Origin of the sequence: Photobacterium sp. 2_MG-2023, assembly GCF_030547675.1 — a bacterium.
GTDB lineage: Bacteria > Pseudomonadota > Gammaproteobacteria > Enterobacterales > Vibrionaceae > Photobacterium > Photobacterium arenosum.
In genome coordinates this window covers 1-12,054 of the sequence record NZ_JAUOQQ010000026.1, presented here as the reverse complement: position 1 = coordinate 12,054, position 12,054 = coordinate 1, and the positions used below count along the sequence as shown (strand labels likewise).

At 52.5% G+C, this 12,054-nt stretch carries 9 protein-coding genes and 2 tRNA genes; 1 reads left to right on the top strand and 10 read right to left on the bottom strand.

Going from position 1 to position 12,054, the window contains the following annotated elements:
* Window positions 1-2: 2 nt before the first annotated feature.
* The 8 genes from hflK to Q4491_RS17650 all read right to left on the bottom strand — a co-directional run bounded on the left by hflK (window position 3) and on the right by Q4491_RS17650 (window position 9,622).
* Window positions 3-1,157: an FtsH protease activity modulator HflK gene (hflK, locus tag Q4491_RS17685; protein WP_192017351.1), complete on the bottom strand. Its 1,155-nt coding sequence runs from the start codon at window positions 1,155-1,157 to the stop codon at window positions 3-5.
* A gap of 54 nt (window positions 1,158-1,211) precedes the next feature.
* Complete coding sequence (hflX, locus tag Q4491_RS17680; protein WP_192017350.1) at window positions 1,212-2,501, bottom strand: ribosome rescue GTPase HflX; 1,290 nt, start codon at window positions 2,499-2,501, stop codon at window positions 1,212-1,214.
* A gap of 25 nt (window positions 2,502-2,526) precedes the next feature.
* Window positions 2,527-2,793 carry an RNA chaperone Hfq gene (hfq, locus tag Q4491_RS17675; protein WP_027254057.1) on the bottom strand — a complete coding sequence of 89 codons (267 nt, stop codon included), beginning with the start codon at window positions 2,791-2,793 and terminating at the stop codon, window positions 2,527-2,529.
* Window positions 2,794-2,878: 85 nt separating this feature from the next.
* A complete protein-coding gene (gene miaA, locus Q4491_RS17670) occupies window positions 2,879-3,814 on the bottom strand; it encodes a tRNA (adenosine(37)-N6)-dimethylallyltransferase MiaA (protein ID WP_303459477.1) in 936 nt (311 codons plus the stop codon).
* Entirely contained in the window at window positions 3,807-5,906 is a 2,100-nt protein-coding gene (mutL, locus tag Q4491_RS17665) for a DNA mismatch repair endonuclease MutL (RefSeq protein WP_303459474.1), read from the bottom strand. Before mutL ends, miaA begins: the two co-directional genes overlap by 8 nt.
* A gap of 14 nt (window positions 5,907-5,920) precedes the next feature.
* Entirely contained in the window at window positions 5,921-7,609 is a 1,689-nt protein-coding gene (locus tag Q4491_RS17660; protein ID WP_303459471.1) for an N-acetylmuramoyl-L-alanine amidase, read from the bottom strand.
* Window positions 7,610-7,637: 28 nt separating this feature from the next.
* Window positions 7,638-8,102 (bottom strand): tRNA (adenosine(37)-N6)-threonylcarbamoyltransferase complex ATPase subunit type 1 TsaE, encoded by a 465-nt coding sequence (tsaE, locus tag Q4491_RS17655; RefSeq protein ID WP_192017346.1) that lies wholly within the window; start codon window positions 8,100-8,102, stop codon window positions 7,638-7,640.
* A gap of 14 nt (window positions 8,103-8,116) precedes the next feature.
* On the bottom strand, window positions 8,117-9,622 hold the full coding sequence (locus Q4491_RS17650; RefSeq protein WP_192017345.1) for an NAD(P)H-hydrate dehydratase: 1,506 nt from the start codon (window positions 9,620-9,622) through the stop codon (window positions 8,117-8,119).
* A gap of 195 nt (window positions 9,623-9,817) precedes the next feature.
* Between Q4491_RS17650 and queG the strand changes: the two genes are divergently transcribed.
* Complete coding sequence (gene queG, locus Q4491_RS17645) at window positions 9,818-10,948, top strand: tRNA epoxyqueuosine(34) reductase QueG (protein WP_192017344.1); 1,131 nt, start codon at window positions 9,818-9,820, stop codon at window positions 10,946-10,948.
* Between the two features lie 786 nt (window positions 10,949-11,734).
* On the opposite strand, the gene Q4491_RS17640 is transcribed toward queG, so the two are convergent.
* Window positions 11,735-11,825 (bottom strand) — tRNA-Cys (locus Q4491_RS17640).
* 52 nt (window positions 11,826-11,877) lie between these two features.
* A tRNA-Gly gene (locus Q4491_RS17635) sits at window positions 11,878-11,968 on the bottom strand.
* Window positions 11,969-12,054: the final 86 nt, after the last annotated feature.

Genomic DNA, 12,054 nt, shown 5'->3' with positions numbered 1-12,054 from the left:
AATTAATATCTCCCCTGACGACCAGAGTCAGCACGCGGTGCCGCTGGAGTAGGATTCGCATTTTCCGTCTTCTCCAGCTCAATACCGTACGAGCTGGATGGGCTCATTTGCTGCTTACTGCCTTCAGACTGATTCATCAGCTTGTCCAAAGGCAGATATAACAGATTGCCACCAGATTTCGAGTCCACCATCACCTTGCTGGTGTTGGAGTAAACACGTTCCATAGTGTCCAGATACAAGCGATTACGGGTTACTTCTTTCGCTACATTGTACTCAGGTAACAATTTCTCAAATTGAGCCACTTCACCCAGTGCGCCGTTAACCACTTTCTCGGTATAACCTTCCGCTTCTTTCTTCAGACGTTCAGCACGACCTGTCGCTTTCGGCAAAATATCGTTGCTGTATGCTTCCGCTTCGCGCACAAAGCGCTCCTCATCCTCACGGGCCGCAATCGCATCATCAAATGCATCTTTCACAGCTTCCGGCGGACGGGCTGACTGGAAGTTCACGTCCACAACCAGAATACCCATGTCATATTTATCGGTAATCTTATCGATATCAGTCTGAGTATTGGCACGAATCGTCTGACGGCCACGGGTCAGGGCTTCATCCATAGTGGAGTCACCGATCACCGCACGCAGTGCAGAATCCGTCGCCTGGCGCAGACTGTCGTCCGCATTGGTCACACTGAACAGATACTTCTGTGCGTCAGACACCCTGTACTGCACTTCCATTTCAACTCTCAGTACGTTTTCATCCTTCGTCAGCATCAGACCTGAGCTGCGCAGAGAACGAATCGCCTGTACGTTGACCAGCTCAACATCATCGATGAAGGTAGGTTTCCAGTTCAGACCAGGATCGACCATTTCATAGAATTTACCAAACCGAAGTACGACGCCACGCTCAGCTTCGCCAACAGTGTAAAACCCAGAAAATCCCCAAATCGCAGCCGCGATAACAGCAATGACACCTAAGCCGACAGCACCGCCGCCGCTCGAAGGTCCACGCTTATTCCCAAAAATACCACCAAACTTACGACTCAGTTTTGCAAACACTTCATCGAGATCAGGCGGCCCTTGTTCACGACCACCACGATTATTGTTCCCCCAAGGGTCCTTATCGCGGCCACCGTTGTTTCCAGGCTCATTCCACGCCATTATAGAACTCCATCAATATGATATGACGACAGTTTTTATTACTCTAGCAGTCCATCAGGCAAGGATAAAGTCATCCAGCCCCTGGTGCTCTCTTTTTTGCAGTCGAGCCCATTCTGCGATGGGTAAACGTACATCCAGTATCAGGTTACCATTTTCTTCATACTCTTCCCTGACAATCGCCCCAAGCTGATAAAACTTGCTCCGGAAGCGACCGATCACTGCCGGCGGCAGACGCAGAGTATGGGTGACCATAGTCCCGGACAGCCGTTCCGTCAGTGCCGTGAAAAGCACATCAATACCTGTCCCTTCACGGGCAGAAACCCAGATCCGCCGTGGAATACCGTCTTCGTCGCGCTCAATACGCGGCTCAGCCTCTTCCAGGTTGTCGATCTTATTCATGACCACCAATACCGGGACATCACCGGCGTCGATCTCTTCCAGTACCGTGTTGACCGCATCGATATTTTCCCGATAACGCTCATCACTGGCATCCACCACATGTAACAACAACGCGGCTTCCTGGGTTTCTTTCAGCGTGGCTTTAAACGCAGCCACCAGATCATGAGGAAGATGGCGGATAAATCCGACCGTATCGGCCAGGATACTGGTCCCCACATCGTCCACATCGATTTTCCGCAACGTCGGATCCAAGGTGGCGAACAGCTGATCCGCAGCATATACCCCGGCATCAGTTACCCGGTTAAACAGGGTAGACTTACCGGCGTTGGTATAACCGACTAACGAAATTGTCGGAATATCTGCCCGACTTCTGGCTCGGCGGCCCTGATCCCGCTGTTTGGATACCTTATCCAAGCGACGCAGAATCGCCTTGATCCTTTCGCGCAGTAAACGACGGTCAGTTTCAAGCTGAGTTTCACCCGGTCCGCGCAGACCTATCCCGCCCTTCTGTCGTTCAAGGTGGGTCCAGCCTCGGATCAAACGGGTAGAAATATGACGTAACTGCGCCAGCTCGACTTGCAACTTACCCTCATGGGTACGCGCACGCTGAGCGAAGATATCCAAGATCAATCCGGTTCTGTCCAGAACCCGGCATTTGCACAGCCGCTCCAGGTTTCGCTCCTGGGCAGGCGAGAGTGAATGGTTAAAAATGACGATCTCGGCGTTTTCCGCCCTGACCGCATCGGCAATTTCCTGTGCTTTACCTTCTCCCACGTAATACTTAGGGTGGGGAGACTGTCTGCTGCCTGTAATCACACGCAGCTTATTGACTCCCGCCGAGGAGACCAGCATTTCAAACTCGCTGAGATCTTCCCATTCCCCTTCTTGCGTGAAGTTGATATGAACAAGAATTGCCTGTTCACCGGCTTCATAACGGTCAAACAAGCAATCAACTCCTTATCGAAGAATATTATTCTTCTGTTTTTTCCTGACCACGTTCTGTTGTCGGACGATCACCTGAATGGTGATGATTTACCGGGCGAGCCGGTACGACAGTAGAAATAGCGTGCTTGTACACCATTTGGTTGACAGTGTTTTTCAGCAGGATAACGAACTGGTCAAATGACTCAATCTGTCCCTGGAGCTTAATACCATTGACCAAGTAAATAGAAACCGGGATTCTTTCACGACGCAGCGCATTCAAAAACGGGTCTTGTAGAGATTGCCCCTTAGCCATTCTTTCTTTTCCTTATTTGTTTGTAGTTGTATGTTTCAATGAACAAAAAAACAATACGCAAAGCAGAGATGAGTATACACGTTAATCAAACCTCACGGCTAACGGAGTTTGTGACTGTTTGTAACGCTTTCTCTACATCACTGCTATCCAACCAAGTCAGCGCTTTCCAGCTGCGAAGCCAGGTAATTTGCCGCTTGGCTAACTGACGGGTTGCACAGATTCCGCGAAAAACCGCTTCATCCAAGGTGCAATTTCCGTCAAAGTAATCCCACATCTGTCGGTATCCAACACAGCGCACTGACGGGAGATCCGGATGCAGATCCCCCCGCTCATACAAGGCTCGAACTTCCTGTTCAAAGCCTGCTTTGATCATCTTGTCAAAACGCTGTTCGATCCTCTGATGCAGAATAGCCCTATCCATGGGTGTTATCGCAAATTGGTGTACCTGGTAAGGTAATGTTTCCCCCTGCGTTTGGGTCAACTCAGTTAAAGTTTTACCTGAAATTCGGAAAACTTCCAATGCCCGCGACAATCGTTGTGGATCATTTGGATGGATCCGTGTCGCAGAGACGGGATCAATTTGTTGTAATTCTTCATGTAAAGCCAGCCAACCCTGTTCCTGGGCTTGTTGCTCAATCTCAGCACGAATAGCCGGATCAGCCTGCGGGAGTGGCGAAAGCCCCTCCAGCAATGCCTTAAAGTAGAGCATAGTGCCGCCAACCAATAATGGAATGCGACCAGCCGCCACGATATCTGCCATTTCTTTAAGGGCATCTTCGCGAAAATCGGCGGCTGAATAACTTTGTGACGGATCACGAATATCGATCAGCCGATGCGGTGCCTGAGCCAGCTCAGCAGCATCCGGCTTCGCGGTACCAATGTCCATATCACGATAAATCAGTGCAGAGTCCACACTGATTAATTCAACAGGCAACTGCTGATGCAAACGGATAGCCAGGTCGGTTTTTCCCGACGCGGTAGGCCCCATCAGAAAAATGGCCTGTGGAAGAGATTTAGTCATGTTTAAACGCTTCTAATGCCGGCTGCAAATCGACCGGACGCAGCAGCCGGGAATAATAAGATTCCAGGGTACTCCCCCAGAGTTGTTCGAGCTCACCCAGCAAAGTAATGGCCTGTGACAGGCTGAAGCGTTCACTGTGAGCCGACAGTTCGGCCGACAGCCAATCCAGCAAAGCTTCCCAGTAATCAGTATGACTCAGTTGTTCCCCGGCCTCTGACAGCGTGCAGAGTTGATCCAGTAACGCAGGGATCAGCAATTGCAGGTTCTGCTGGCGAAGCGGCAGGCTCACCGCCAGGATCACCAGTTTATCCTGCCCTTTTGCCCGGATCTGGATACCCAGTTTCTGCAGGACCGCGCTGTGCTGTCCGGCACTTTGGCTTAACCGCCGTGTAGTTGGGATCACCAGCGGGATCAGCAATGGCTGAGGTTTAAGGCCGTCATGACGGGCAAATTCCAGTTGCCCTTTGATGCGCAGCTGATCTGCCTCTGTGAGCGATAACAAAGCCACATCAGTGCCATGGCTGACCAGCAGATAGCGCTCTGCAATTACGGTCAGCGCTTTACCCAGTCCATGCTCCGGCTGGCTGTTGAGTACCGGATCGCGTTTGACCGGTTCCGGCGTTTCACGCCAGACGTTGGCAAGTTGTACACTCTGCGGCTGGCGTGGCATCTGCTCAGGTTCTGCCGATGCGACAGGTGTCTGCATCAATGCCTGATAGGCCGCAACTTCCGTTTTGGAAGGTGATTCTCCGCCATGCTGACGAGGCGAGTGGCTCCGGGTACTGGCAGCAGGACGGGACGACGCCGGGGCAACAGCGGCCCTCTCCTGCTCTGGACGACCGTCCGGGCGGGCTGAGGTAACAGACTCATCGCTCTGTCGCCATTCTTTTGCCGGCGCTTGTCGCGGATAGGCCGGGGTATTGGCAATAGCATCCAGTGCGTTGGAAGGAGAGACGCGCGAGCTATCGGCGTCTTGTGCCGGATTCTGCTGCCTGCTGAGCGGTGCCGGTTCCTTGATCTGGTAAGCATCCGGCTGGGCGGCATCACCGCGGGCCGATGCTCGCTCTGGTGCCGAGTACAGGCTGCTTTCAGCTCCACTCTGCTGCAATGCACTTTGCACGCCCTGATAGATAAAATCATGCACCAGACGGGCATGGTGAAAGCGTACCTCGTGTTTGGCCGGGTGAACGTTAACATCCACCTGGTGCGGGTCGACCTCAATGAACAGCACGTAAGCCGCGTACTGCTCTGCGGCCAGGGCGCCTTCAAAGGCCTGACGGATAGCATGATTGATCAGCTTATCCTTCATCATCCGGCCATTGACGTAACAGTACTGAATATCGTTCTGTGCCCGCGCCCCTTGCGGGGTGCAGATCCAGCCTGACAGACGCAGGTCGCCGTGACCCAGCTCCAGTGACAGCGCATGTTGCAGAAAACCCTGCCCGCACACGGCGGCCAGCCGGCGCTCTTTTTGCGCCTGCGTCTCTGCAGCGCGGTACTGACGAATCAGTTTACCGTTGTGGCGCAGCAGTATACTGGCATCGAACCGGCTCAGTGCAATACGCTTGAGCAGTTCATCAATATGAGCAAATTCGGTTTTTTCGGTACGGAGAAATTTACGGCGAGCCGGGGTATTGAAAAACAGATCCAGTACTTCCACTGTCGTCCCGACCGGGTGAGCGGCCGGTTTAAGCTGCACCGTCATTTCACGCCCTTCAGCATAGGCCGACCAGGCTTCCGGCTGCGCATCGGTACGGGATGTCAGCGTCAGACGGGATACCGAGCTGATACTCGCCAGTGCCTCCCCCCTGAAGCCAAGGCTGGCGATAGCTTCCAGATCATCCAGAGTCGTGATTTTTGACGTAGCGTGACGGCTGAGCGCGAGTTGCAGCTCTTCTTTCACTATTCCGACTCCGTTATCACGGATGCGAATGGTGCGGCTGCCGCCTTTATCAATGTCGATTTCAATACGGGTTGCGCCAGCATCCAGACTGTTTTCCACCAGCTCTTTCACCACAGAAGCAGGGCGTTCCACTACTTCACCAGCGGCGATCTGGTTAGCCAGCCTGGCAGGTAATATCTGAATGGGCATAATCAGGTCTGCAATTAAGTGCTTGGAATTTTAAGTTTCTGGCCCACCGCCAGTGTATCTGAGCTTAGCTGATTCGCTTGCCGGATACTACTGACGCTGACCCCATAATGGGTTGCAATTTTACCGAGGAATTCACCGCGGCGTACAGTATGCTCAACCAGCTTGCGCTGAACCGGAATGTTCAGCTTCTGGCCGACGGCCAGTTCATCTGATCGCAAAGCGTTAGCCTGCCGAATACTGTCGACTGTCACTTTATACCGGCTGGCGATCTTACCCAAAAATTCGCCCCGCTGCACGGTATGCACCACGGTGCTGTGCGTGATGCTGGCCACGGCAGCACTGCTGTTAGTGGTGCCGCTGTTGTGGCTGGCCGTTTTACCGGCAGGAATTCGCAATATCTGGCCCACTTTCACCACATTGGATGACAACTGGTTCATCTGACGGATTGCCTGGACAGACGAGTTGTATTTATCGGCGATCACGCTCAATGACTCGCCGCTGGCGACTTTGTGCTTAATACCGTGCTTGCGGGCGGCAAATAAGGTCCCTTCCGGTGGTTTATCATTGAAATAAGCCAACACTCCCTTATACACCGCCTCTGAGAGCTTGTTCTGGTGGCTGGTGCTGTTGAGCAAACGTTCTTCGCGCGGATTGGTGATAAATCCGGTTTCAACCAGCAGTGAAGGGATATCCGGTGATTTCAGTACCGCCAGACTGGCATGCTCGGGTTTCGACTTATGCAGCTTAGTCACTTTAGCCATTTCGTTCAGTACCCGGCTGGCAACGTCATACCCTTCTTTTTGTGAATGACTGAACTGCAAATCCAGCACCGCCATACTCAGGTACTGATCGTCCTGACCGCCGGACAGCACATCGCCGCCGCCCAGCAATTCAGACTGCTTCTCTTGCTGTTCGAGCCAGCGGCCGATTTCTGTATTGGCGCGGCGGGTATTCAATACCCAGACAGACGCCCCTTGCGGCTGCGGTTTATGAAAACCGTCCGCATGGATAGAAACCAGTAAATGCGCTTTGTTCTTGCGGGCAATTTCAGAGCGTTTGTTCAGATTGACGAAGTAATCCCCCCGGCGGGTCATGACCGCTTTCATGCCTGGTGTAGCGTTAATGCGGTCAGCCACCTTACGCGCAATGGTCAAAGTGACATTTTTTTCATATTTCCGGCTCGGGCCGATAGAACCGGGGTCTTCCCCGCCATGGCCGGCATCGATGGCCACGATAATATCGTCATTACCGTAAGGCAGGTGAATGCTGTCGACCGCTTTTGCCTTGCTGCCCGTGTCCGCCGATTTGACGGTTTCGGTTTTGGCGGCATGCGGCAGATCCAGCACCAGACGGTGACTGTAATGGCCATCCGGAGTCGGTGGCAGTTTGAAAATCTTGGGGGATGTGGTGGAGCGGGTCTCAAACACCAGACGGGATGTCCCGGTTTCCGGCGGGCTGCTGCTGCGAATTTTCGTCAATACATCACTGTCTTTGACCACAACCGGTAACGACGATTTCAACGAAGTATCCTTCAGATCAATCACCAGACGATCAGGTTTAGTCAGCGTAAAATAGGTAAAAGTCGGCTCTTCCTCCATGTCCAGCACGACCCGGGTTTCATCCGGGGCTGGCCATACACGAATCCCTTCTACTTCATTCGCCAGAGCTGAGCCGCTCACTATCCCGGCAAGAAAAACCGTCAAAGAAAAACTTCTGCGCCACCCCATTGAATCAACTCTGCTCCAGTTTCTTTAACAATGCCATCCCGTAGCCGTTGTTCGCCGTCACTTCAACCTGACGGTGCTGATCTACGTAGCGAAGTTCAATATCCAGATCCGGCGCCGGCAATAATCCTGTGCCTTTTTCCGGCCATTCAACCAGACAGATGGCATCCGAAGTGAAATAGTCACGGATCCCCATAAATTCCAGCTCTTCCGGATCTGCCAGACGGTAAAGATCAAAATGGTAAACCTGCCAGGGCGGCAGTTCATAAGGTTCCACCAGGGTATAGGTCGGGCTTTTTACATTGCCCTGATGACCCAGCGCGCGGATAAAGCCCCGGCAAAAGGTTGTTTTACCTGCACCTAAATCACCGTGAAGGTAAATCGTCGTCTGCCGCTCACAGGCCTGAGCCAATTGTTGACCAAAAGCCACCGTTGCCGCTTCATCGGCCAACACAATATTCAATGTCTGCATTGTTGTCGTTATCTTTATCTTAGATTTATCAATTGTCGAATATACGCAAAGAGATCACCAGCCAGCAAGCCACGTTCCCCTGACTCTGCAGCCAGATCTGCTGCCCGGCTATGAATCCACACACCAGCCCGGCCCGCTTGCGATAGCGTCAGCCCCTGCGCCAGCAGTCCACCAATCAGTCCTGCCAGCACATCCCCCATTCCACCCGTCGCCATGCCGGGGTTTCCGGCCAGACAGACATAATGCTGTCGGCCATCATACACCACAGTACCGGCTCCTTTCAGCACTACGACCCCGCCATAGCGCTGCTGGATCTGTTCAGCAGCAGCAAAACGATCGGCTTCGACCTCTGCAACGGTCAGATTGAGTAATCGGGCTGCCTCACCAGGATGAGGCGTCAAAATGCGGTTCTCTTTATAGTCTGGTGCCTGAGCCAATAAGTTCAATCCATCTGCATCCAGCACCAGTGACTGATCCTGTCGCACCACACTGTGGCTGGCATAGAGCGCTTTTCCCCATGCGCGCTGACCAAGGCCCGGGCCTAATACTACAACATCGGCCCAGTCAATCCGGCTGCTGAGCTGTTGATTAGCCCGGTCAAGACCCAGTTGCCAGCTCTGAGCCATTATCTCAGGACGCGCGGCCACAATTGCCAGCACATTGTCAGTATGTGTGACGGCTGCTGTCAGGCCTGCGCCAGCTCTGGCGCAGGCTTCAGATGCCAGACGAATCGCACCGCCCATGCCCTGATCGCCTCCCAGGCATAGCACCCGGCCGTAACTGCCCTTATGGGCTGTCCGCGAGCGCGGAGGCAGCATGGCGGCAATATCATCTTGCTGAATCACTCTGGTACTGGCCGGTTGCAGCTGCTCCAGCACCTCGGCAACGCCCAGCCCGGCAAAGATTAACTCTCCCCGGTACAAGGCGGCCTGCCCGGTCAGCAATCCTCTTTTCATACAAATAAAGGTGACTGTCTGCCAGGCTTTTACCGTCTCACCCAGTATCTGGCCGGTATCAGCGCACAAGCCCGACGGAATATCCACGGAAATGACAGGTTTAGCGGTGGCGTTGAGCGCTTTTATCAGTGCGGCAGCATTATCACGCACGGCACCGGATAACCCGGTCCCCAGGATAGCATCAACAATCACATCAACCGCTGCATCAATATGTGCCTTCGGGGTGTCTATCTTGCCACCGCAGGCCAGCCAGGCATCCCGGGCCAGCGCCGCCTCGCCCTGTAAACGGGAAGCCTCCCCCAACTGCCACAGCGTGACTGTTAGCCCGCGTTCACGTGCCAGACGGGCAACCACATAGCCGTCGCCGCCATTGTTACCACCGCCACAACACACCAGCACATGTTTTGCCGTGGAATGGCAATACTGAAGGCACTCAAATACCGCCAACCCTGCATTTTCCATTAACTGATACATAGGCCAGCCCAGCTTTTGTGCCGCCTGTTTCTCACCCTCCCGAACCTGCCTGGCCCGAAAAGCGGAGCTGGGTAACGACGTCTCTGTCATGTCGGCACGACTTCCTTCGCTCTGCATCTGCTTATCAAAGCACCCTGTACTGGGCATATACTTTAAAATAGTGCCGAAAAGCGTTTCCTGGCACAACAATCCGTGCCGTATTTTTCGCCATCGCTGATTATTTTTCACTGAGCGAACTGTGCTACACTCCGGCCCCCAATTCATCCATCAGACGGCAGCCACATCATGCTCGACTATCAACAGCTCGCTAACGACATAAAACAATGGGGTAAAGACCTGGGTTTTCAGCATGTTGGTATCTGCGATGTTGACCTGTCAAAGCACGAGGCGCAGCTACAACGCTGGCTGGATGCCGGCTATCACGGAGAGATGGACTGGATGGCTCGTCATGGCATGATGCGGGCTCGTCCGGCTGAGTTATTGCCCGGAACGATCAGAGTCATCAGTGTCAGGATGAATTACCTGCCACCGGAAGCCGGCTTTGCCCAGACCCTGAAACAACCCGAAAAAGCCTATATCAGCCGTTATGCCCTCGGCCGCGATTACCATAAGCTGGTCCGTAACCGCCTCAAACAGCTGGGCCAGAAAATCGAGCAGGTTACCGGTGCTTTTGGCTACCGGCCTTTTGTCGATTCAGCGCCTATCCTGGAGCGCCCGCTCGCGGAAAAAGCCGGATTAGGCTGGACGGGCAAGCATTCCCTCATATTAAGTGAGGACGCAGGTTCCTGGTTCTTCCTCGGTGAGCTCTTGATTGATTTGCCATTGCCCACAGATGAGCCCGTAGACAATCAATGCGGTAAGTGTGTGGCCTGTATCACCAGTTGCCCGACTCAGGCCATTGTCGCTGACGGCGTGGTCGATGCGCGCCGCTGTATCTCCTACCTGACCATAGAGCTGGATGGTCCTATTCCGGAAGAATTCCGCGAAGCCATGGGTAACCGGATTTACGGCTGCGATGACTGCCAACTGGTGTGCCCCTACAACCGGGAGTCGGCGATCACGGATGAACAAGATTACCACTGCCGACCTCAGCTCTATCAGCAAGATCTGCTGACATTATTCAACTGGGACGAAGCCACGTTCTTGAAAAACACCGAAGGCTCGCCCATTCGGCGCATCGGCCATCTCAAGTGGCTACGCAATCTCAGTGTCGCTATTGGTAATGCTCCCTACACTCCGGCACTGCTTAACGCCTTGATTGAACGTAAAGGGTTGGACAGTATGCTGGATGAACACCTTGACTGGTCAATCCATCGTCAAATAACCAGGCGGGATGAAGCCCGTGTGGATGTCGTAGCCAATAAAACCAAGCGGCTGATCCGAATCGTCGAAAAAGGACTTCCCCGAGACGCCTGAAACCAGTAACCACGCGTCACCTTCGTTTGCGGGTGATTCACGGGCTACAAAACGCGATCCCGATCAGCCTTTTTTGTATGTGGAAAACAATTTCATTTGCACCATTTTGGTTATGAACACTGGTTATTAAGCACAAGCTGAAGCTGTTTGATTTAAGAATGTTATTCACCATGATCATTATATGATCACCCTGTTCACAACTTTGAAATCATCAAAATTAAATACATAAAAAACAACAAGTTAAACAAACACTGAAAGATTAATTCTCTGTTGATAATGGGGATAAATATTTAAATGCACAGAGTTATACACAGATAGACAGCACAACTAATCAACCGACTTATCCACAAAGGAAATAATGTGGATAACTCTGTGCATTAGATGATGCAAATGCAGAATTTAATTTGGATAACAGCAAACCCAAGCGAATAAACACTCATGTGCTTTAGGGCTGATTTGACGTGCAGACAAGATTGTAGTGTAGCCTATATTGGCTAAACAACATTGACTGTCATCATTGATGGTCGCCAATACTTCTCAGTATGGGAATACAGAGCATCTTAATTTCAGACAAAAAAACAACCTTTCGGCTGTCTTGACTGATTTGGGATGATGTTGATTTCAGCTTACTGATACTTATGTAAGCTTGAGGTGGCCTGGACTTTGTCCGATAGAACCTCGCGAGGCAAAGCTCTGACCTCAAAGACTATTACTTCACAGTAATGGTTGTGCGATTCTACAGCTTTTAATGTATTAAGCTGTGATCTTCCTATCAAGTAGGAAATCTGGTGCGACACACGAGGTTCCTGATCTTCAAGGTACCGGGCGTGACCTCAACCTTTGCAAGGTTGCGCTCTACCCGCTGAGCTAGTGTCGCATCACGTTTCATCGTCAGGTACGGTGACAACCGCTTTTGCAAGCTAAGAATTTGGAGCGACACACGAGGTTCCTGATCTTCAAGGAGCCGGGCGTGACCTCAACCTTGGCAAGGTTGCGCTCTACCCGCTGAGCTAGTGTCGCATCACGTTTCATCGTCAGGTACGGTGACAACCGCTTTTGCAAGCTAAGAATTTGGAGCGACACACGAGGTTCCTGATCTTCAAGGA

Coding starts and splice junctions, on each gene's coding strand:
- queG (WP_192017344.1), top strand. CDS start 9,818: ATGCTCGACTATCAACAGCTCGCTAACGACATAAAACAATGGGGTAAA.
- miaA (WP_303459477.1), bottom strand. CDS start 3,814: ATGACTAAATCTCTTCCACAGGCCATTTTTCTGATGGGGCCTACCGCG.
- mutL (WP_303459474.1), bottom strand. CDS start 5,906: ATGCCCATTCAGATATTACCTGCCAGGCTGGCTAACCAGATCGCCGCT.
- hflK (WP_192017351.1), bottom strand. CDS start 1,157: ATGGCGTGGAATGAGCCTGGAAACAACGGTGGCCGCGATAAGGACCCT.
- hfq (WP_027254057.1), bottom strand. CDS start 2,793: ATGGCTAAGGGGCAATCTCTACAAGACCCGTTTTTGAATGCGCTGCGT.
- tsaE (WP_192017346.1), bottom strand. CDS start 8,102: ATGCAGACATTGAATATTGTGTTGGCCGATGAAGCGGCAACGGTGGCT.
- Q4491_RS17650 (WP_192017345.1), bottom strand. CDS start 9,622: ATGACAGAGACGTCGTTACCCAGCTCCGCTTTTCGGGCCAGGCAGGTT.